Annotated in this window: 17 protein-coding genes and 1 tRNA gene; 10 read left to right on the top strand and 8 right to left on the bottom strand. The window is 70.9% G+C overall.

Annotated features, from left to right (window positions below; translation table 11 throughout):
* Positions 1-12: 12 nt before the first annotated feature.
* Together GXB85_RS02410 and GXB85_RS02405 are read right to left on the bottom strand one after the other, a co-directional pair.
* Complete coding sequence (locus GXB85_RS02410) at positions 13-1,206, bottom strand: TerC family protein (RefSeq protein ID WP_161916045.1); 1,194 nt, start codon at positions 1,204-1,206, stop codon at positions 13-15.
* 58 nt (positions 1,207-1,264) lie between these two features.
* Positions 1,265-1,338 (bottom strand) — tRNA-Leu (locus GXB85_RS02405).
* Between the two features lie 127 nt (positions 1,339-1,465).
* Here GXB85_RS02405 and GXB85_RS02400 point away from each other — a divergent pair.
* Entirely contained in the window at positions 1,466-2,143 is a 678-nt protein-coding gene (locus GXB85_RS02400; RefSeq protein ID WP_161916044.1) for a response regulator, read from the top strand.
* A 241-nt stretch (positions 2,144-2,384) separates the two neighbouring features.
* Positions 2,385-3,656 carry an ABC transporter substrate-binding protein gene (locus GXB85_RS02395; protein WP_161916043.1) on the top strand — a complete coding sequence of 424 codons (1,272 nt, stop codon included), beginning with the start codon at positions 2,385-2,387 and terminating at the stop codon, positions 3,654-3,656.
* A 69-nt stretch (positions 3,657-3,725) separates the two neighbouring features.
* Here the strand turns inward: GXB85_RS02395 and GXB85_RS02390 are convergent, their stop codons facing one another.
* From GXB85_RS02390 to GXB85_RS02375, 4 genes are read right to left on the bottom strand one after another with little or no spacing between them, the layout of a single operon-like run.
* A complete protein-coding gene (locus tag GXB85_RS02390) occupies positions 3,726-4,550 on the bottom strand; it encodes an ABC transporter ATP-binding protein (RefSeq protein WP_161916042.1) in 825 nt (274 codons plus the stop codon).
* Complete coding sequence (locus GXB85_RS02385; RefSeq protein ID WP_161916041.1) at positions 4,547-5,461, bottom strand: ABC transporter ATP-binding protein; 915 nt, start codon at positions 5,459-5,461, stop codon at positions 4,547-4,549. Before GXB85_RS02385 ends, GXB85_RS02390 begins: the two co-directional genes overlap by 4 nt.
* Positions 5,451-6,437, bottom strand: a complete 987-nt coding sequence (locus tag GXB85_RS02380) for a branched-chain amino acid ABC transporter permease (RefSeq protein ID WP_161916040.1) — start codon at positions 6,435-6,437, stop codon at positions 5,451-5,453. Before GXB85_RS02380 ends, GXB85_RS02385 begins: the two co-directional genes overlap by 11 nt.
* A gap of 10 nt (positions 6,438-6,447) precedes the next feature.
* Positions 6,448-7,902 carry a branched-chain amino acid ABC transporter permease gene (locus GXB85_RS02375; RefSeq protein ID WP_370523953.1) on the bottom strand — a complete coding sequence of 485 codons (1,455 nt, stop codon included), beginning with the start codon at positions 7,900-7,902 and terminating at the stop codon, positions 6,448-6,450.
* 373 nt (positions 7,903-8,275) lie between these two features.
* Here GXB85_RS02375 and GXB85_RS02370 point away from each other — a divergent pair, with 373 nt between their 5' ends.
* Entirely contained in the window at positions 8,276-8,971 is a 696-nt protein-coding gene (locus GXB85_RS02370; protein WP_370523952.1) for an N-acetyltransferase family protein, read from the top strand.
* On the opposite strand, the gene GXB85_RS02365 is transcribed toward GXB85_RS02370, so the two are convergent.
* On the bottom strand, positions 8,884-9,306 hold the full coding sequence (locus GXB85_RS02365) for a hotdog fold thioesterase (protein WP_161916039.1): 423 nt from the start codon (positions 9,304-9,306) through the stop codon (positions 8,884-8,886). The genes GXB85_RS02370 and GXB85_RS02365 overlap by 88 nt on opposite strands.
* On the opposite strand from GXB85_RS02365, the gene polA reads away from it, so the two are divergent.
* Complete coding sequence (polA, locus tag GXB85_RS02360) at positions 9,305-12,016, top strand: DNA polymerase I (RefSeq protein WP_161916038.1); 2,712 nt, start codon at positions 9,305-9,307, stop codon at positions 12,014-12,016. The two genes, GXB85_RS02365 and polA, sit on opposite strands and share 2 nt — an antisense overlap.
* A 24-nt stretch (positions 12,017-12,040) precedes the next feature.
* Here polA and GXB85_RS02355 read toward each other — a convergent pair whose 3' ends face one another.
* Entirely contained in the window at positions 12,041-12,844 is an 804-nt protein-coding gene (locus tag GXB85_RS02355) for a class I SAM-dependent methyltransferase (RefSeq protein WP_161916037.1), read from the bottom strand.
* A gap of 148 nt (positions 12,845-12,992) precedes the next feature.
* Here GXB85_RS02355 and GXB85_RS02350 point away from each other — a divergent pair, with 148 nt between their 5' ends.
* From GXB85_RS02350 to rpsA, 6 genes are all read left to right on the top strand, one after another.
* Positions 12,993-14,666, top strand: a complete 1,674-nt coding sequence (locus GXB85_RS02350; RefSeq protein ID WP_161916036.1) for an ABC transporter substrate-binding protein — start codon at positions 12,993-12,995, stop codon at positions 14,664-14,666.
* Between the two features lie 16 nt (positions 14,667-14,682).
* A complete protein-coding gene (locus GXB85_RS02345) occupies positions 14,683-15,687 on the top strand; it encodes an ABC transporter permease (RefSeq protein WP_161916035.1) in 1,005 nt (334 codons plus the stop codon).
* A complete protein-coding gene (locus tag GXB85_RS02340; RefSeq protein ID WP_161916034.1) occupies positions 15,684-16,622 on the top strand; it encodes an ABC transporter permease in 939 nt (312 codons plus the stop codon). The genes GXB85_RS02345 and GXB85_RS02340 overlap by 4 nt, the downstream gene beginning before the upstream one ends.
* Positions 16,623-16,627: 5 nt before the next feature.
* Positions 16,628-18,358 carry a dipeptide ABC transporter ATP-binding protein gene (locus GXB85_RS02335; protein ID WP_370523951.1) on the top strand — a complete coding sequence of 577 codons (1,731 nt, stop codon included), beginning with the start codon at positions 16,628-16,630 and terminating at the stop codon, positions 18,356-18,358.
* A 116-nt stretch (positions 18,359-18,474) separates the two neighbouring features.
* Positions 18,475-19,500 (top strand): ATP-dependent 6-phosphofructokinase, encoded by a 1,026-nt coding sequence (locus tag GXB85_RS02330; RefSeq protein ID WP_161916032.1) that lies wholly within the window; start codon positions 18,475-18,477, stop codon positions 19,498-19,500.
* A 262-nt stretch (positions 19,501-19,762) separates the two neighbouring features.
* A complete protein-coding gene (gene rpsA, locus GXB85_RS02325) occupies positions 19,763-21,241 on the top strand; it encodes a 30S ribosomal protein S1 (protein WP_161916031.1) in 1,479 nt (492 codons plus the stop codon).
* Positions 21,242-21,286: the final 45 nt, after the last annotated feature.

The raw sequence follows: 21,286 nt of genomic DNA, 5'->3' as shown, positions 1-21,286 counted from the left end.
TGCCGCGACCGCTCAGGTCGAGGTCGCGGGGTGCTCGCGGTGGGCCGAGTGCGCCGAGGCGATGAGCTCCTCGAGGCCCTCGTCGACGACGACCTTGTCGGGGTAGCGCGCGGCGAGGGCGCGGATGTCGCGCTCCTCCTCGACGAGCTCGGCGTACACGCGCTCGCGCTCCGAGAGGTCGGCGGTGTACTCGAGGTCGAGGTACAGGCCCGCGTGGCGACGTGCGCTCATCACGGCGTTCTGGATCTTGCCCGCGGGGCTCACGAGCGAGGCGATCACGGTGACCGTCAGAACCCCCACGATCACCGAGAGCGAGACTGGCGTGCTGACCTCGACGACGTCCACGTGCTCGCCACCGTTGATGAACGGCACGTTGTTCTCGTGCAGCGCGTGGAGGACGAGCTTGACGCCGATGAACCCGAGGATCGCCGCGAGGCCGTAGGAGAGGTAGATGAGCCGGTCGAGCAGGCCGTCGATGAGGAAGAAGAGCTGACGCAGGCCCATGAGCGAGAACGCGGTGGCCGTGAAGACGATGAAGACGTCCTGCGTGAGGCCGAAGATGGCCGGGATCGAGTCGAGGGCAAAGAGGATGTCAGTGCCGCCGATGGCGACCATCACGAGCAGCATCGGGGTGAGCACCCGCCGGCCGTCGACCACCGTGAAGAGCTTGTCGCCGTCGTAGTGCTCGGAGGTGTGGAACACGCGCCGTGCGATGCGGATCACGAAGTTGTCCGCCGAGTGCTCCTCCTCGTTCTCCTTGCGCAGCATGCTGCCCGCGGTCATCAGCAGCACGAGCCCGAACAGGTAGAACACCCACGCGAACGAGTTGATGAGCGCCGCGCCGAGGAAGATGAAGCCCGAGCGGGCGATGAGTGCGAAGACGATGCCGAACAGCAGCACCTTCTGCTGGTCCTCACGCGGCACGCGGAAGCTCGCCATGATGATGAGGAAGACGAAGAGGTTGTCGACCGACAGCGCCTTCTCGGTGATGTAGCCGGCGAAGTACTCCTGGCCCGCGTCGCCACCGCCGAGGACGAGCACGCCGAGGCCGAACAGGATCGCGACGCCCACGTAGAAGGCCGACCATCGCGCCGCCTCGCCGAGGGTCGGGACGTGGGCCTTGCGGACGTGGAAGAAGAAGTCGAAGGCCAGCAGTGCGCCGATCGCGGCGATCGTCAGGCCCCAGACCCAGGAGGGAACGTCCATCGGGGAGAGGTCTCACCTTCGGTGTGCGCACCGCAGTGCGTCGAGCGGAAAGGGAACGTGCCCCGAGTGGGATTCGAACCCACACTGGATCGGGTTTGAGCCGAACGCCTCTGCCGGTTGGGCTATCGGGGCCGGACGGCGCACTCCTGCGACGCCGTCCGACGCCGGGCCGCGCGGAGCCGGACGTGACCACCGACACGCACGACGCGCGGGTGGACGCGGTTCCAGGCGGGCCGACGTCGGCACTAGGCTAACGCCCGTGACCGAGAGCGACGCCCCGAAGAGCCCCGAGCTCGACCTGCCCCTCGGTGGGCTCAGCGAGACCCCCACCGAGGCGCCGGAGGAGCCCAAGGCGGCGCGTCCGGCGCGACGTGCGGTCGTGGCCGAGGACGAGGCGCTCATCCGCATGGACGTCGTCGAGACCCTGCGCGAGGCCGGCTTCGACGTCGTCGGTGAGGCCGGGGACGGTGAGACGGCCGTGCAGCTCGCGGTCGAGCTCACGCCCGACGTCGTCGTCATGGACGTGAAGATGCCGGTGATGGACGGCATCTCGGCGGCGGAGAAGATCGTCAAGGAGCACGCGGCGCCCGTGGTGCTGCTGACGGCCTTCTCGCAGACCGAGCTCGTCGAGCGTGCGCGCGACGCGGGTGCGATGGCCTACGTCGTCAAGCCCTTCACGCCGGCCGACCTGCTTCCCGCGGTCGAGATCGCGATGTCGCGCTACAGCCAGATCACCGCGCTCGAGGCCGAGGTGGCCGATCTCGCGGACCGGTTCGAGACCCGCAAGCGCGTGGACCGCGCCAAGGGGCTCCTGATGACCAAGATGGGGCTCACGGAGCCCGAGTCGTTCCGCTGGATCCAGAAGACGTCCATGGACCGACGTCTGACCATGCGCGAGGTCGCCGACGCCGTCATCGAGCAGGTCGGCGGGTCCTGACGGCCGTCGTCGCGACGCGTTCTCGCGACGGATACCGCGCTGATCCGCCCGGATGCTGCCGTTCCCGTCGTGATCCGGTCGACGGAGGCCGCGTTTGGTCACAACTCGGCAACGACCGGGCGTGAGACCGCTTATGTCACACTCCGGACACACGGGCGGGGTACGTTGCTGCGCACAGTCCCTGACCGGGACAAAGGTCCCGGTGCGGGAGATCAGCGTGCTCAGCTAAGGAGTACCCCGCATGAAGAGATCGACCCACGCGGCCCGGGCAGCAGCGCTCGCCGGTGCCGTCGCACTCGTCCTCACCGCGTGCAGCGGCGACGCGGACAACGGTGACGCAGGTGGCGACGCCGACGGTGACGGGGGAGGCGGCGAGCAGCTGATCGTCGGCTCGCTCCTGCCACAGACCGGTTCGCTCGCGTTCCTCGGCCCGCCCGAGATCGCGGGGGTCGACCTCGCGGGTGAGGAGATCAACGAGAACGGTGGCGTGCTCGGTCAGGACGTCAAGATCGTCCACACCGACTCCTCCGACGCGGACAACGCCGAGGTTGCGACGCAGTCCGTCACGGACCTGCTGAGCCAGGGCGCCCAGGTCGTCGTGGGTGCGGCGTCGTCGTCCGTGACCCTCAACGTGGTCGACGACATCACGGGGGCCGAGGTCGTGCAGATCTCGCCGGCCAACACCTCGACGAAGCTGAGCGGGTACAGCGACTACTACTTCCGCACGGCGCCGTCGGACCTGGTCCAGGGCTCGGCGCTCGGCAACCTCATCCTCAACGACGGCCACGCGAACGTCGCGTTCCTCGTCTTCAACGACGACTACGGGACGACGCTGCGCGACGTCGCGAAGCAGACCATCGAGGACGCGGGCGGCACGATCACCTACGGCAACCCGGGTGAGGAGTTCGACCCGGCGTCGGACGACGTGATCCCGTCGGCCGTGACCGCCGCGGTCGCGACCAACCCCGACGCGATCGTCCTCATCGCGTTCGACCAGACGAAGCTGATCGTCCCGCAGCTCGCCGCGGCGGGCTTCGACACGTCCAAGCTGTACTTCGTCGACGGCAACCTCGCGGACTACAGCGCCGACTTCGAGCCCGGCACCCTCGAGGGCGCGCAGGGCACGCTGCCCGGCGCGAACGCCGAGGGCGAGTTCCGTGACCGCCTGCTCGAGATCGACCCCGACCTGACCGACTTCGCGTACGCGGCGGAGTCGTACGACGCCGTCATGCTGGCGGCCCTGGCGGCCGTGCGTGGCGAGGGCGTCGACGGGCCGACCATCCAGGAGAACCTGGCGGCGGTCTCGGGCGCCGAGGGCGGCACGGAGTGCTCGGGCTTCGCCGAGTGCGTCGAGCTGCTCGAGAGCGGTGAGGAGATCAACTACCAGACGGTCTCGGGCGCCGGTCCGTTCAACGAGGACAACGACCCGTCGTCCGCGTACGTCGGCATCTACCAGTTCAACGCCGACAACACGTACACGTGGGTCAAGGAGGAGTTCGGCGAGGTCGGCTGACCCTGCCTGACGAACGAGGGCCCGGCCGGACGACGTCCGGCCGGGCCCTCGTCGCGTCGAGGGGGCACCTCAGGGAGCGGCCGGTGCCACGCCGTCCCCGGAGCCCTTCTCCTGCGCTGCGGCCTTCTCCTGGTCGGCGGCGAGCGTGCCGAGGTAGAGCTCGATGACCTTCGGGTCGTTCATCAGCTCGCGCCCGGACGCGGTGTAGGCGTTGCGGCCCTGGTCGAGCACGTAGCCCCGGTCGCAGATCTGCAGGCACCGCCGCGCGTTCTGCTCGACCATGATGATCGACACGCCGGTCCGGTTGATCCGGCGGGTGCGCAGGAAGGTCTCGTCCTGGCGCACGGGGGACAGGCCCGCCGAAGGCTCGTCGAGCAGCAGCACCGACGGCTTCATCATCAGGGCGCGCGCCATGGCCACCATCTGACGTTCCCCGCCCGAGAGCGAGCCGGCGCGCTGACGGCGTCGGTCGCCGAGCGTCGGGAAGAGGTCGACGATCTCCTCGAAGCGTTCTGCGAACGTCCTGGGCGCCTGGAAGCTGCCCATCTGCAGGTTCTCCTCGATGGTGAGGGAGGGGAACACGTTGTTGTTCTGCGGGACGAAGCCGACGCCACGGTGGACGAGGGAGTCGGCCCGCTCGTTCGTGATGTCCCGGCCCTCGAGCGTCACGGAGCCCGAGCGCACCGTGACGAGGCCGAAGAGCGCCTTGAGGAGCGTCGACTTCCCGGCTCCGTTGGGGCCGATGATGCCGATGAGCTCGCCCGGGTACAGGTCGAGGTCGCAGCCGTTGAGGATGTTGACCCCGGGCAGGTAGCCCGCGACGAGCTCGCTCGCGCGGAGCAGCGGTTCGCCGGTGGGTGTGGGCCTCGTGGCGGTGGCGGGACTCGTGCTCATCGGTGGTCCTTCCGCTCGTCCTCGGCGCGTTCCTCGGCCTCGAGCTGATGCGTGTACTCGTCGTCGAGGAGGCTGTCGTCGCCGAGGTCCGTGTCGTGGTGCGCACCCAGGTAGGCGTCGACCACGGCCGGGTCGGCCATGACCGTCGTCGGCGGCCCCTCCGCCACGAGGCGTCCCTCCGCCATGACCGCCACCCAGTCGGAGATGTGACGCACCATGTGCATGTCGTGCTCGACGAACAGGACGGTCGTGCCCTCGTCGCGCAGCGACTGGATGTGGCCGAGGAGCGACTGGGTGAGCGCGGGGTTCACCCCCGCCATCGGCTCGTCGAGCATCACCATCGTCGGGTCGCTCATGAGCGCCCTCGCCATCTCGAGGAGCTTGCGCTGGCCGCCCGAGAGGCTCCCGGCGAAGTCGTCCTTCTTGTCGAGCAGCTTGAAGCGCTCGAGCAGGTGCTCCGCCTTCCCGGTGATCGCGCGCTCGCGCGAGCGCCACACCGGGGGGACGAGCGCGGCGAGGATGTTCTCGCCGGGCTGGTCGCGCGCGCCCAGGCGCATGTTCTCCATCACCGTCATGCGGCTGAGCGCCTTGGTGAGCTGGAAGGTGCGCACCATGCCGCTCCGCGACACCCGGGCGGCAGACACACCCCCGAGCGAGCGTCCCTCGAAGGACCAGCGGCCCTCCTGGGGCTGGTCGAAGCCCGTGAGCAGGTTGAAGAGCGTCGTCTTGCCCGCGCCGTTGGGGCCGATGAGCGCGGTGATCGCGCCGCGCTGGACCTCGAGGTGGTCGACGTCCACGGCGGTCATCCCGCCGAACCTTCGCACCACGCCGTCGGCCACGAGGATCGGGTCGGGCTTGGGCGCCCCGGGCCGGTGCTCGACCCCGGCGAGAGCCGTCGTCTCAGCGGACATTGATCGCCAGCTCCTTCTTGTCGCCGAGCATCCCCTGTGGTCGGAAGATCACCAGCAGCATCAGCGTGACACCGACGACGATCTGACCGAACTGCTCGATCTGGGCGCTCGACATCACGGTCGTCGGGATGACCTCGCGGCCGACCGTCTTGATGAGCATGAGCGCGGCCCAGAAGACCATCGAGCCGAGGACGGGCCCGAAGACCGTCGCAGCTCCGCCGAGCAGCAGGATGGTCCAGACCCAGAACGTCATCGGGCGTCCCATCGAGTCGGGCTGGACGGCTCGTGGCAGCACGTAGACGATGCCGGCGAGCGAGCCGATCGCCCCGCCGAGCACGAGGGCCTGCATCTTGTAGCTGTAGACGTTCTTGCCGAGCGAGCGCACCGCGTCCTCGTCCTCGCGGATCCCCTTCAGCACGCGGCCCCACGGGCTGTTGAGCAGGCGCCACACCAGCACGCACGCGATCGCGACGAGCACCCAGCCGACCACGCGGATCCACCAGCTGTTCGACGAGCTGTTGGAGTAGGTGAACGGGCCGAGCGTCGTGGACCCGTCACCGAACGGCGAGAGCGCCGTGAAGGTCTCCTTGTAGCTGTCGCCACGGAGACCCGACGAGGCGCCCGTGACGTCGGTCAGGGCGGTCGAACGACCGATGATGCGGACGATCTCGGCGGCCGCGATCGTCACGATCGCCAGGTAGTCGCCGCGCAGCTTGAGCGTCGGGATGCCGAGGATGAGCGCGAAGATCGCCGAGCAGGCGAGTGCCACGAGCACCGCGGCCCACACGGGGTACCCGGCGATCGTCGAGATCGCGAAACCGTAGGCGCCCAGGAGCATGAAGCCGGCCTGGCCGAAGTTGAGCAGCCCCGTGAGCCCGAAGTGGATGTTGAGGCCGATGGCGGCGAGCGCGTAGGCGGCCGTCGTGGGGGCGAAGACCTCGCCCGCGACGTTGGTCAGGATGCGTTCCCAGTCCATGGTTCCTCCGTTACCCGACCCGCTCGGCGCGGCCGAGGATGCCTTGGGGGCGCAGCAGCAGCACGAGGATGAGGATCACCAGCGCGCCTGCGTAACGCATGTCCGACGGGATGACGAGGTTCGAGAGCTCGACGACGAGGCCGATCACGATCGAACCGGCGAGCGCTCCGAAGGCCGTCCCGAGGCCCCCGAGCGTGACGGCGGCGAACATGAGCAGGAGCAGCGTCGTGCCCATGTTCCACGCGGTCGCGTTGAGGTAGAGGCCCATGAGCACGCCGCCGAGCGCCGCGAGCGCGGCTCCCGCGACCCACACGAGCCGGATGATCCTGTCGACGTCGATGCCCGAGGCCGCGGCCAGCGCGGGGTTGTCCGAGACCGCGCGCGTGGCGCGGCCCGTGCGGGTCGCGATGAGGAAGTACGAGACGCCGCCCAGCACGACCACGCCGATGAGGAGCGACCACAGGGACTGCTGGGTGATGAACACGGACCCGAGGTTCACCGTGGACGGGTTGGTGCGGACGATCCGCAGCGAGTTCCCGCCGAGGAAGAACTGGTAGAGGTACTGCATCGTGATCGCGAGGCCGATGGTCACGATGAGCTGCTGCGTCAGGCCGATGCGACGACGGCGCAGCGGCCGCCAGATGCCGACGTCCTGGAGCAGTCCCGCCGCACCGCCGACGACGACGGCGAGCACCGCCGAGACGACCAGCGGGAGTCCCACGACCTGGGTGAAGACGTACGCGCTGATCCCACCGAGGGTCACGAGCTCGCCGTGCGAGAAGTTGCTCAGCCCCGTGGTGCCGAAGATCAGGGAGAGACCGACCGACGCGAGGGCGAGCAGCGTCCCGAAGACGAGGCCGGCCGTCGCCTGCTGCGCGAACCGCGCCCATGTGAAGCCGCCCCCGCTCGCGCTCCCGGGCACCGCGGTGTCCAGCCCGGGCTCGTCCCCACCCGCACCCGGTGCGGCGTCCCCTCCGGCGTCGACGTCCGACGTCGGCTCGTCCGCCGGTGCCGCGGGCGCGGGCTCGCCGAGCGGGAACAGCGCCGCCGACGTGGAGCCGAGGGTCACCGTCACCGTGCGCGGGTTGGCGGCCGGGTCCCGCAGCGTCTCTCCGTCGGGGAGGGTCGCCTCGTCGAGCGTGACCGTCCAGTCGCCCGGCTCGCTCACGGAGATCGACCAGCGGCCGTCGTCGCCCGACGTCGTCTCGGCCGTCTCGCCCGGGCCGGTCGCCTCGAGGGCCACGCCGACCGCGGGCTCACCCGCCGACGTGCGCAGGGTCCCTCCGATGCAGCCGTTCTCCGCCCCCGGCGTGCACTCCTGCGTGGTCGCGCCCGCGGGGGCCGCCGTCACGAGGACCGTGAGCAGCCCGACGGCGGCCAGCACGAGGCCGCGCAGGCCCCGGCGCGGCGGTGGGCGGAACGCGCTCGTGCGCGTCCGGGGGATCGCTGCAGGTCGGTTCCGCACCTGTGGGGCCTCCGTCCGTCTCGCGCGAGTCGCGCGACGTGTCGCCGTTCGGTCCTGCTTCTCGGGTACCCGTGGCAGCTCCGGCACGTGCTCCGTCGCACGTCGCCGAGGTGTCACCACGGGCTCTCCCGGTGCCGGTGCGGCGCCGAGGTGACGGCGACGATAGGCACCCCATGTGTCGCGCGGGTTTCGCGACACGCACACCTTGTCAGGATTTCGCCGGTGCGCGCAGCATCACGCGGGCACCTGGGCGGGCGGCGAGCACGGACTTTCCCTCGACGGGCCGCACCGTTATCTTTTCGTCATCGAACCGTCTCGGCCCCCCAGCGCCCGCGGCGCTCCGAACGGCTCACGGACGAGGAGGCCCGTCGTCGTGCGTCCCATCGAGGTCACCGCAGCCGCTCCCGCGGACATGGACGCGCTCGTCCGCCTCTGCCTCGGCGCGCGGGCCGAGTCGGCGGTCGGCTCGCAGGTGTGCACCGACGACGCCGGGACGCTCGCACAGCAGCTCGGTGCCCTCACGGCGGCGCCCGGGGGGACCGTGCTCGTCGCGCGCGCAGAGGGCGACGTCGTCGGCCTCCTGCTCGGCCGGGTGCTCGGGCCGAACCCGTTCACGGACGAGGTGAGCCTCGCCGTCGAGGCCGTGTACGTGGACCCGGTGCACCGACGCAGAGGCGTGGGGCACGCGCTGATGCTCGGTGCCACGGTGGCCGCCGAGGCGGCCGGAGCGGGGCACGTCTACGCCTCACCCATCCCGGGCGCGCGCGGGATGCAGCGGTTCTTCGTGCAGCTCGGCTTCACCCCGGCGGCCTCCCACCGGGTCTCGACGACGGCGGCGCTGCACCGCAGGCTCGTCGCCGAGCCGACGACCGGGCAGGCCCGGCGCGGTACCGCACGCCACCTCGAGGACCTCATCGCGAGGCGCCGCCAGTCACGGCTCGCCACGGGCGATCGTGCCGTGGTCGCGCCCACGGTCAAGGATCAGGGGCGCCGTGCGTCCATCAGCACGCACGTCAGGCGGGCGGTGCAGATCCGTCGCGAGGCCGAGTCCTCGACGACGATCTCGTAGCTCGCCGTCGTCCGGCCGCGGTGGAGCGCGGTCGCGCGACCCGTCACCACCCCGTCGTGCGCGGCGCGGTGGTGCGTCGCGCTCACCTCGATGCCCACGGCGCGACGGCCCTCACCGGCGTGCAGCATCGCGCACCACGAGCCGAGGGTCTCTGCGAGCACGACCGACGCACCTCCGTGCAGGAGGCCGTAGGGCTGGGTGTTGCCCGCGACGGGCATCGTGGCGAGCGCACCCTCGGACGAGGCCTCGAGGATCTCGATGCCCATGCGCTCGATCAGCGTCCCGGCGGACGAGGCGCGGACGGCCTCGAGGGTGGCGGCGTCGGTGTCGGTCATGGCGGATAGGTTGGCACCCGTGACCGACCTCGTGCGACACCGACCGCTGCTCCTGCTGATCGACGGCCACTCGATGGCGTACCGCGCCTACTTCGCGCTGCCGGTCGAGAACTTCTCGACGCGCACCGGGCAACCGACCAACGCGGTCTACGGCTTCACCGCGATGCTCGCGAACCTCCTGCGGGACGAGGCGCCCACGCACGTCGCGGTCGCGTTCGACACCGGCCGTGTCACCTTCCGCACGCAGGAGTACCCCGAGTACAAGGGCACGCGCGACGCCACCCCGCAGGAGTTCAAGGGGCAGGTGCCGCTCATCGACGAGATCCTCGGCACGCTGCGCATCCCGACGCTGCAGAAGGAGGGCTTCGAGGCCGACGACGTCATCGCGACCCTGACGGGCCAGGCCGTGGACGCCGGGATGGACGTGCTCGTCTGCACGGGTGACCGCGACGCCCTGCAGCTGGTCTCGGAGCACGTGACCGTGCTGTACCCCCGCAAGGGCGTCTCCGACCTCGTCCGGTTCACGCCCGCCGCCGTCGAGGAGAAGTACGGCGTGGTGCCCAGGTGCTACCCCGATCTCGCGGCGCTCGTGGGGGAGTCGAGCGACAACCTCCCGGGGGTCCCCGGGGTGGGCCCCAAGACGGCCGCCAAGTGGATCAACCTCTACGGCGGTCTCGACGGGGTGCTCGCGGCGTCGACGCAGATCACGGGCAAGGCGGGCGAGAACCTCCGCCTCCACCTCGACCAGGTGCGACTCAACCGGAGGCTCAACGCGGCCGTCGTCGACGTGCCGCTCGAGCTCGGGGTGACTGACCTCGAGGTGCGGCCGTGGGACCGCGAGGCGATGCACCGGGTCTTCGACGCCCTCGAGTTCCGGACCTTGCGTGAGCGGCTCTTCGCGATGGTGCCCGAGGAGGCCGGTGAAGCCGGCGGGTTCGAGATCGACGTCGCGCTCCCGGCCCCGGGAGAGCTCCCGAGGTGGTTGGACGCGCGTCGGGGGACATCGCTCGCGCTCGACGTCAGCGGCCGCGCCACCCCGGCGTCGGGAGACGCGTGGAGCCTCGCGATCGCCGACGGCGCCTCGGGTGCCGTCGCGGTCGACCTCGCCGAGATCTCGCCCGACGACGAGGCCGCGCTCGCGAGCTGGCTCGCCGATCCGGCGGCCCCCAAGGCGGTGCACGGCGCGAAGGACGCATGGCACGCGCTCGCCGGGCGTGGGCTCGACCTCCGCGGCGTCGCGTTCGACACGCTGCTGGCGGCCTACCTGTGCCACCCGGACCAGCGCTCGTACGACCTGGGCGACCTGTCGATCCGGCACCTGCACCGGGAGCTGCGCACGGAGGTGGCCGCCTCGGGCGACGGACAAGGCGCCCTCGACCTCGACCTCGAGGGGGGTACGTCGGAGGCGCAGCGGTCGGGTGTCCGCGCCGCGGCGGTCGCCGAGCTCACCGAGGTGCTCGCGGTCGAGCTGGCGGACCGTGGCTCGCAGCCGCTCCTGAGCGACCTCGAGCTGCCCTTGGTGGACGTGCTCGTGCGCATGGAGTCCGCGGGCATCGCGGCTGACACCGCCTACCTCACCGAGCTCGAGGGCGGGTTCGCGGCCCAGGTCGCCGACGCGGCCGCCGAGGCCTACGCGGTGATCGGCCGGGAGGTGAACCTGGGCTCGCCGAAGCAGCTCCAGGAGGTGCTCTTCGACCAGCTCGCGATGCCGAAGACGAAGAAGATCAAGACGGGCTGGACGACGGACGCGGCCTCGCTCACCGATCTGTTCGAGCGCACCCAGCACCCGTTCCTCGCGCACCTCCTCGCGCACCGCGACGCGTCCCGCCTGCGCCAGACCGTCGAGGGTCTGATCCGGTCGATCGGGTCGGACGGACGCATCCACACGACGTTCCAGCAGACGATCGCCGCCACGGGGCGTCTGTCGTCCACGGACCCGAACCTCCAGAACATCCCGATCCGCACCGAGGCGGGCCGTCAGATCAGGCGCGCGTTCGTGGTCGGCGACGGCTACGAGACCCTCCTGACCGCCGACTACAGCCAGATCGAGATGCGGATCATGGCCCACCTCTCGAACGACGAGGGGCTCATCACCGCCTTCCGGTCGGGCGAGGACCTGCACAACTTCGTCGGCGCGCGCGTCTTCGGCGTCGCGACCGACGAGGTCACGAGCCAGATGCGGGCCAAGATCAAGGCGATGTCGTACGGCCTCGCCTACGGCCTGTCGTCGTTCGGCCTGTCCAAGCAGCTCTCGATCTCCGTGGGCGAGGCGTCCGAGCTGATGGAGGACTACTTCGCGCGCTTCGGCGGTGTGCGTGACTATCTCGCGGGCGTCGTCGACGAGGCGCGACGGACGGGCTACACCGCCACCATCCTGGGCCGCCGCCGCTACCTGCCGGATCTCACGAGCGACAACCGGCAGCGTCGCGAGATGGCCGAGCGGATGGCCCTCAACGCGCCGATCCAGGGCAGCGCGGCGGACCTCATCAAGGTGGCGATGCTCGGGGTCGAACGTGCGCTGCGTGCCGACGGTCTCGCCTCCCGGCTCCTCCTCCAGGTGCACGACGAGCTGGTGCTCGAGGTCGCCCCCGGGGAGCGCGAGCAGGTCGAGCAGATCGTCCGGCACGAGATGGGTGCGGCCGCGCGGCTGTCCGTCCCGCTCGACGTGTCGGTCGGGACAGGACGCAGCTGGCACGAGGCGGGGCACTGACGTCGACGTCGCGCGGGGCCGGTCTCAGGGACGACGGCACACGAAGATCGCGGTCCCGGGCAGGACGCGGCCCCGGGCCGGCCCCCAGCCGCCCCAGGTGCGGTAGTGGCCGTCGGGCCACGCGGGCTCGACGAGCCGCTCGAGGGTGAGGCCCGCCCCCACGACGTCGGCGACATGGTCCCCGACGGTGCGGTGATACTCCGCGTACAGCACCGAGCCGTCGTCACCGAGCTCGACGTAGGGGCGACGGTCGAAGTAGGACCGGACGGCGGTGAGACCCGCGGGGTCGTCCGGGAACGCCCAACGCACGGGATGGGTGACGGAGAAGACCCACACGCCGCGCGGGCGCAGCACACGGGCGACCTGGGCGTGCACCCGCGGTGCGTCGGGGACGAAGGGCAGGGCGCCGAAGGCGGTGAACACGACGTCGAACGCCCCGTCGGGGAACGGCAGGCGCCGCGCGTCCGCCTGGACCACGGGCACCTCGACCCCGGTCGCCCCGTCCAGCTCGCGGCTCGCGGCGAGCATCCCTGCCGAGACGTCCGAGGCGACGACGCGGACCCCACGACGTCGCAGCCACCGCGAGCACTGAGCGGCCCCGGCCCCGATCTCGAGCACGTCCTTGCCGCTGACGTCACCGAGCAGTCCGGCCTCCGACTCGCGCAGGCCCTCCGGGCACCAGAGGAAGTCGTCGGCGCCGAGGAAGTCACCGTGCTCGGCCAGGTACTCGCCGGCGTTGTGGTCCCACCACGCGCGGGCCGCTCGACCGCCCTCGTCGGGCGGTACTGCCCGGAAGCCGGCGTACCCCGGACGGCGTACGTCTGTCATAGCGGTAGTGTCTCCGAGTCATCGTCGAGGTGGGCTCACGGGCGAGCCGGACACGCGCCGGAAACACCCGTGTGACCCGGGGCGGCTACGTTCGCGCGGCGTCACCGTACCGGTGCGCCGTGGAGCATCAGGAGCAGGGAGTCCAACTGTGAAGACCTTCGGACGGGCGGTCGCGCTGACCGTCGGGGCGGCACTCGCCCTGACGGCGTGCGCTGCGAGCGACCGCGACAACGACGGCGGCGAGGCCGCCGACACCGACGGCGGCAGCCGTGACACGTTCATCTTCGCGGCCTCCTCGGACCCGGCGTCGCTCGACCCGGCGTTCGCGAACGACGGCGAGTCGTTCCGGGTGGCCCGGCAGATCTTCGAGGGTCTGGTGGGCGTCGAGCCCGGCACCGCGGATCCCGCGCCGCTGCTCGCCGAGTCGTGGGAGGTCAGCGAGGACGGGTTGACGTACACGTTCGACCTCAAGCAGGACGTGACGTTCCACGACGGCACGCCGTTCGACGGTGAGGCCGTCTGCGCGAACTTCGAGCGCTGGAACAACTTCACCGGCGTGCTGCAGTCCGAGAGCCTGTCCTACTACTGGCAGAAGGTGAACGGGGGCTTCGCGAGCAGCGACGTCGAGTCGCTCGACGGCACCGGCAAGTACGAGAGCTGCGAGGCGCCCGACGCGCACACGGCTGTGATCACGCTCGCGAGCCCGCTGCCGGAGTTCATCTCGGCGCTCTCGCTGCCGTCGTTCTCGATGCAGTCGCCCACGGCGCTCGAGCTGTACGCGGCCGACGAGGTGGGTGGGGACGAGGCCGCTCCCGTGCTTCCCGAGTACGCGACGGCGCACCCCACCGGGACCGGCCCGTTCCAGTTCGACTCGTGGACGCGCGGCCAGGAGGTCGTGCTCACGGCCTACCCCGAGTACTGGGGCGAGCAGGGACAGGTCCAGCGGATCATCTTCACGGTGATCGACGACGCCAACGCACGCCGCCAGGCGCTCCAGGCGGGTGACATCGACGGCTACGACCTCGTGGGCCCGGCGGACGTGCTGGCGCTCGAGGAAGCCGGCTTCCAGATCGTGGACCGCGAGCCCTTCAACATCCTCTACCTCGGCATGAACCAGGCCGACCCTGCGCTCGCCGACCTGCGCGTGCGCCAGGCGATCGCCCACGCGGTCAACAAGGAGGCGCTCGTCGCCCAGACGCTCCCGGAGGGCACCGAGGTCGCGACCAACTTCATCCCGCCGTCGGTGGACGGCTGGAGCGCCGACGTCGAGACCTACGAGTACGACCCGGACCGCGCACGCGAGCTCCTCGCGGACGCAGGCGCGAGCGACCTCACGATCGACTTCAACTACCCGACCAACGTCTCGCGTCCGTACATGCCGACGCCCGAGCAGGTCTTCCAGTCGATCAGCGCGGACCTCGAGGAGGTCGGCATCACGGTCAACCCGGTTCCCGAGCCCTGGGCCCCGGACTACCTCGACCGGATGCAGGGCACCGCCGACCACGGCCTGCACCTGCTCGGCTGGACCGGTGACTACAACGACACCTACAACTTCATCGGCGTCTTCTTCGGGGCCGAGTCGAACGAGTGGGGCTTCGACGACCCGGAGCTCTTCCAGCTCATCGGTGACGCGCGCTACATGGCGTCGAAGGACGAGCAGGTGGCGGCGTACGAGGAGGCCAACGAGGCGATCCTCGAGCGGCTCCCCGGGGTGCCGCTCGCACACCCGGTGCCCTCGCTCGCCTTCAGCCCGAAGGTGCACGGGTACCCCGCCTCGCCCGTCCAGGACGAGGTCTACAACGTCATCACGCTGGACGACTGAGGAGCTGCACGTCTCGATGGCCCGACTCGTCCTGCAGCGCCTCGCGCTGCTCGTCCCGACCCTGGTCGGGCTGTCGATCCTCCTGTTCCTGTGGGTGCGCGCTCTCCCGGGAGGGCCTGCCACGGCCCTCCTGGGGGAGCGCGCGACCCCGGAGGCCGTGGAGCGGATCAACCAGCTCTACGGCTTCGACAAGCCCCTGGTCGAGCAGTACCTGACGTGGGTCGGGCAGCTCCTCCAGGGCAACTTCGGCACCTCGACGCGCACCGGCGTGCCGGTGCTCGAGGAGTTCGCACTACGCTTCCCGGCCACGATCGAGCTCACTGTCCTCGCCCTGGTCATCGCCGTGGGAGTCGGCATCCCCCTCGGGTACGTCGCCGCACGGCACCAGGGCCGGCTGCTCGACCACACCACGGTCGTCGTCTCGCTGCTGGGTGTGACCGTGCCGGTGTTCTTCCTGGCCTTCCTGCTCAAGTGGCTCTTCGCGGTGCAGCTCGGCATCTTCCCGAGCGCGGGCCGGCAGACGCCGTCGATGATCGCGACCCATCCGACCGGCTTCTACGTGCTCGACGGGCTCGTGACCCGAGAGTGGGACGCCGCGTGGGACGCGCTCGCGCACCTCGTGCTCCCCGCGCTCGCCCTGGGCTCCATCCCGCTCGCGATCATCGCGCGCATCACGCGGGCGTCGGTGATCGAGGTCCAGAACGCCGACTACGTGCGGACGGCGCGGGCGAAGGGCCTCGGCCGGCCGCGCCTGCGCCGCCGCGTCGTGCTGCGCAACGCGATGCTCCCGGTCTCGACCACCATCGGACTGCAGGTGGGGCTCCTGCTCTCGGGCGCGGTCCTCACCGAGACGGTCTTCGCCTTCAACGGCATCGGGAGCTTCCTCGCCGCGGCCGTCTTCAACCTCGACTACGCGGTGCTGCAGGGGTTCATCCTCTTCATCGCGGTCGTCTACGCGTTGGCGAACCTGGCCGTCGACGTCTCCTACGGCCTGATCGACCCGAGGATGCGAGTGCGATGAGCGACGTCGACGTCCAGGACGCCCTGGGGCCGAGCCCCGACGAGGCGCCCCGTCCACGAGGCCCGCGGGATGCGGGTGCGAGCATCTGGCGTCTCGCTGCGCACCGCCTGCGCCGCAACCCCGGTGCCCTGCTCGGTGCCGCGATCGTGCTCGTCTTCGTCCTCGTGGCGCTGTTCGCACCGCTGCTCGCGCCGTTCGGGCCGACGGAGCTGCCGGGCCGCACCGAGATCCGGCCCACGTACATCCCCGGCCCGTCCGCCGAGTACCTGCTGGGTCTCGACCGCTACGGCGGCGACCTGCTGTCCAAGCTCATCTGGGGTGCGCGCGCGTCGCTGCTCGTCGGCGTTCTGTCGACCCTCCTGGGACTGGTCGGGGGCAGTCTGCTCGGCCTGGTCGCGGGCGCGTTCGGCGGGTGGGTCGACACCGTCACGATGCGGTTGGTCGACCTCATGCTCTCGGTCCCGTCGCTGCTGCTCGCCGTGTCGATCGCGGCGGTCATCGGCCAGTCGCCCACGGCCGTGGTCGTGGCGATCGGCGTGGTCCAGGTGCCGATCTTCGCGCGCCTGCTGCGCGGCACGATGCTCGCCCAGCGCGGGCAGGACTACGTGCTCGCGGCACGCTCGCTCGGCCTGTCCCGCCGCACCGTGACGATGAGCCACGTGCTGCCCAACTCGGTGGGTCCGGTGATCGTGCAGGCCACCCTGATGCTCGCGACCGCGGTCATCGAGGCCGCCGCGCTGTCCTTCCTGGGGCTGGGCGGCGGTTCGCCCACCACCGCGGAGTGGGGCCGCATGCTCACCGCGGCCCAGAACGAGCTCGAGGTCGCCCCACGGCTCGCCCTGTGGCCCGGTGCGTGCATCGCGGTCACGGCGCTGGGCTTCACCCTGTTCGGCGAGGCCCTGCGCGAGGCCCTCGACCCCAAGACCCGGAGGTGACGCAGGTGAGCCGAGAGCCGCTGCTGAGCATCCGTGACCTCGAGGTCACGTTCCGCACCGAGCAGGGCGAGACCACCGCCGTGCGCGGTGCCTCGTTCGACGTGCTGCCGGGCGAGACGGTGGCCGTCGTGGGGGAGTCGGGCTCGGGCAAGTCCACGACGGCCATGGCCGTCCTCGGGCTCCTCGCGCAGAACGGCCGCGTCAGCGGCGGCTCGTTGGTCTTCGACGGCGAGGACCTCGCGCGCGCGACTCCCGCCGCCAGGGCGCGCCTGCGTGGTCGGGAGATCGGCATGGTCCCGCAGGACCCGATGTCCAACCTCAACCCCGTGATGCGCGTCGGCGACCAGATCGTCGAGGCCCTCGAGGACACGGGGGTCGCGCGCGGGGCGGAGGCGCGACGACGCACGGTCGAGCTGCTCGAGGAGGCGGGCCTGCCCGATGCGGAGCGCCGTGCCCGGCAGTACCCGCACGAGTTCTCGGGAGGCATGCGTCAGCGCGCGCTGATCGCGATGGGCCTCGCGTGCCGTCCGCGGCTCCTCATCGCCGACGAGCCGACGTCGGCCCTCGACGTCACGGTCCAGCGGACGATCCTGGACCGGCTCGAGGAGCTGACGCACGAGCTCGGCACGGCGGTGCTCCTGATCACCCACGACCTCGGCCTCGCGGCGGAGCGCGCCCAGCGCGTCGTCGTCATGTACCGCGGCGAGGTGGTCGAGACCGGTCCGGCGGCGCAGCTCCTGCGCGACCCGCAGCACGAGTACACCCGGCGGCTCCTCGCCGCGGCTCCGTCGCTGGCCTCGCGCCGCATCCAGATCGCTCGCAGCGCGGGCGAGACCGCGGAGGCCGACCTGCTCGCGTCCCACCCCGGCGACGTGCACGAGCCCGCCGGCGGTGCGCCGGGAGCCTCCGGTGCGTCGTCCGACGCGCGTCCCGACAACATCATCGAGGTGCGGGCCGTCTCGAAGCGGTTCCAGCTGCGCGGCCGGGGCCTGTGGGGGCGGGGGACCGAGATCACCGCCGTCGACGACGTCTCGTTCGACATCCCGCGCGGGACCACGGTCGCGGTCGTCGGCGAGTCCGGGTCGGGCAAGTCGACCGTCGCACGGATGATGCTCGACCTCGTCGAGCCGACGTCGGGGACCATCACCTTCGAGGGGCGTCCGGTGGGCGGCCGTGACCGTGCGGCCGAGGTCGAGTTCCGGCGTCGGGTCCAGCCGATCTTCCAGGACCCCTACGCCTCGCTCGACCCGCTCTACACGGTCCACCGGACCATCGAGGAGCCGTTGCGTGCGCACGGACGCGGCGATGCCGTGTCCCGCAGGGCACGCGTGCACGAGCTGCTCGACGCCGTGGCGCTCCCGCGCGACCTGCTGCGGCGCTACCCGGCCGAGCTGTCGGGCGGCCAGCGCCAGCGGGTCGCGATCGCGCGTGCCCTGGCGCTCGAGCCCGAGCTCGTCGTGTGCGACGAGGCGGTGTCGGCGCTCGACGTCATCGTGCAGTCGCAGATCCTGCACCTGCTCGCCGACCTCCAGCACCGGCTGGGACTGAGCTACCTGTTCATCAGCCACGACCTCGCGGTCGTCCGCCAGATCGCCGACCAGGTGTGCGTCATGGAGCGCGGGCGGATCGTGGAGCAGGGCACCGTCGACGACGTGTTCGACCGACCGCAGCAGGAGTACACCCGGATGCTCCTCGACTCGATCCCCGGACGGGACCTCGACCTGCGCAGCGCCTAGCACGACGACCGGGGCGGAAGGGCCTGCCGCCGTCGTGCCCGGGGTCGCTAGGGTGGCCGGTGGTCGCCCTGCGGCGTGCGGCCGACACCCCTCCCTCGACGAACGGAGTGACGCGCGTGCGCATCGGACTGCTCACCGGCGGCGGCGACTGCCCGGGCCTCAACGCGGCGATCCGCGCGGTCGTGAAGCACGGCGAGGGCACCCACGGCCACTCGATCATCGGCTTCCGGAACGGCTGGAAGGGGGTCGTGGACGGGGACGTCCTGCCCCTGGGCCGCCAGCACATCCGCAACGTCCTGCCGGTCGGCGGCACCCTGCTGGGCACGGCGCGCTTCCACCCGAACGAGGCCAACGGCGGGCTCGAGGCGGTACGGGCGACCCTGGCTGCCGAGAAGATCGAGGCGCTCATCTGCATCGGCGGCGACGGCACCCTGCACGCCGCCAGCAAGGTCGCAGAGACGGGAGTGCGCATCGTCGCCATCCCCAAGACGATCGACAACGACGTCGCGGGCACGGACCTGTCGATCGGCTTCCACACCGCGGTGAACATCGCGACGGAGGCGATCGACCGCGTGCACACGACGGCCGAGAGCCACAACCGTGTCATGGTCGTCGAGGTCATGGGGCGCCACGCGGGCTGGATCGCGGTCGCCGCGGGGATCGCGGGCGGGGCGGAGCTCGTGCTCGCGCCCGAGGAGCCCTTCGACATCGACGAGGTCGTGCGGTTCCTCAAGCATCGCCACCGCGCGCACGCGAACTTCTCGATCGTCGTCGTGGCCGAGGGCGCCGCACCCCGCCCGGGAGGGTCGATGGAGTTCACCACCCAGCTGGGTGCGTACGGCGAGATCGTGGCGGGTGCCGTCGGCGAGCGGGTCGCGAAGGAGATCGCGGACCGCACCGGCTTCGACACCCGCGTGACGATCCTGGGTCACGTGCAGCGCGGGGGCTCGCCCACCCCGACGGACCGCATCCTGGGCAGCAGGTTCGGCGTCGCAGCCGTCGACGCCGTGGTCGCGGGCGAGACCGCGGTGATGACGGCGCTCCGCGGCGAGCACGTGGAGCTGGTGCCGCTCGCGGAGGTCGCCGGTCACGTCAAGCACGTGCCCGAGGACATGCTGCGCACCGCGCGCGTGCTCGCCTGACCGGTCTGCTGCTGCCCCTCTCACGAGGTTCCCACGGCTGTGCGGCCGGGGTGACCGGAACTTGACAGGGCCTTTTGACCCTCACTTCCTGCCGCGCATAGGATGAGGGGCGGTGCAGCGCGTCTTCGACGTGCCTGATCCCGAGACGTGCCTCTTCTCGACCCGAGGGACGGTGCGTCCACCCGCGGGTGGGCTCGAGGTCGGGTGCTTGCACCACTCCCTGTCCGCACTACTCCCTGTCCGCATCGGAGCTCGAAACTCAATGACCATCTCCACCCCGACGAAGCCGAACACGCCGCAGGTCGCGATCAACGACATCGGCTCGAGCGAGGACTTCCTCGCCGCGATCGACGCGACCATCAAGTACTTCAACGACGGCGACATCGTCGAGGGGACCATCGTCAAGGTCGACCGCGACGAGGTCCTGCTCGACATCGGCTACAAGACCGAGGGTGTCATCCCCTCCCGCGAGCTCTCGATCAAGCATGACGTGGACCCGGACGAGGTCGTCCAGGTCGGCGACGCGGTCGAGGCGCTCGTCCTCCAGAAGGAGGACAAGGAGGGTCGCCTGATCCTCTCCAAGAAGCGCGCCCAGTACGAGCGTGCCTGGGGCACGATCGAGAAGATCAAGGAGGAGGACGGCGTCGTCACCGGCACCGTCATCGAGGTCGTCAAGGGCGGCCTGATCCTCGACATCGGTCTGCGCGGCTTCCTGCCCGCCTCGCTCGTCGAGATGCGGCGCGTGCGCGACCTCCAGCCGTACGTCGGCAAGGAGATCGAGGCCAAGATCATCGAGCTCGACAAGAACCGGAACAACGTCGTCCTCTCGCGCCGGGCATGGCTCGAGCAGACGCAGTCCGAGGTGCGGTCGACGTTCCTGCAGACGCTCCAGAAGGGGCAGGTCCGCCCGGGCGTCGTCTCGTCGATCGTCAACTTCGGCGCGTTCGTGGACCTCGGCGGGGTCGACGGCCTCGTCCACGTCTCCGAGCTCTCCTGGAAGCACATCGACCACCCGTCCGAGGTCGTCGAGGTGGGCCAGGAGGTCACGGTCGAGGTGCTCGACGTCGACTTCGACCGCGAGCGGGTCTCGCTGTCGCTCAAGGCGACGCAGGAGGACCCGTGGCAGGCGTTCGCCCGGACGCACGCGATCGGCCAGGTCGTGCCCGGCAAGGTCACCAAGCTCGTCCCGTTCGGCGCCTTCGTGCGCGTCGAGGACGGGATCGAGGGCCTCGTGCACATCTCGGAGCTCGCCGTCCGCCACGTCGAGCTGCCCGAGCAGGTCGTCAACGTGGGTGACGAGACCTTCGTCAAGGTCATCGACATCGACCTGGAGCGCCGCCGCATCTCGCTGTCGCTCAAGCAGGCGAACGAGGGCCTCGACCCGCACAGCGAGGACTTCGACCCGGCGCTGTACGGCATGGCTGCGGAGTACGACGAGAAGGGGAACTACAAGTACCCCGAGGGCTTCGACCCCGAGACGAACGAGTGGCTCGAGGGGTACGAGAAGCAGCGCGAGGAGTGGGAGGCGCAGTACGCGGCCGCCCAGTCGCGTTGGGAGGCCCACAAGAAGCAGGTGCTCGACGCGCAGCAGGCCGACGCCGACGCCGCGAACGCCCCCGAGGCGTCGTCGTCGTCCTCGACCACGAGCTACGCGTCCACGCCGGCGCCCGCCGACACCGCGGGCACGCTCGCCTCGGACGAGGCGCTCGCGGCGCTCCGCGAGAAGCTCACGGGCAACTGAGTCCGGGCCGCCTCGGCGGCGCACGTCCTGACGGGCGGTCACCCC

This window comes from Cellulomonas sp. APG4 (genome assembly GCF_009996735.1).
Taxonomy (GTDB): Bacteria; Actinomycetota; Actinomycetes; order Actinomycetales; family Cellulomonadaceae; genus Actinotalea.
This window is presented reverse-complemented; position numbering and strand designations above follow the sequence as displayed.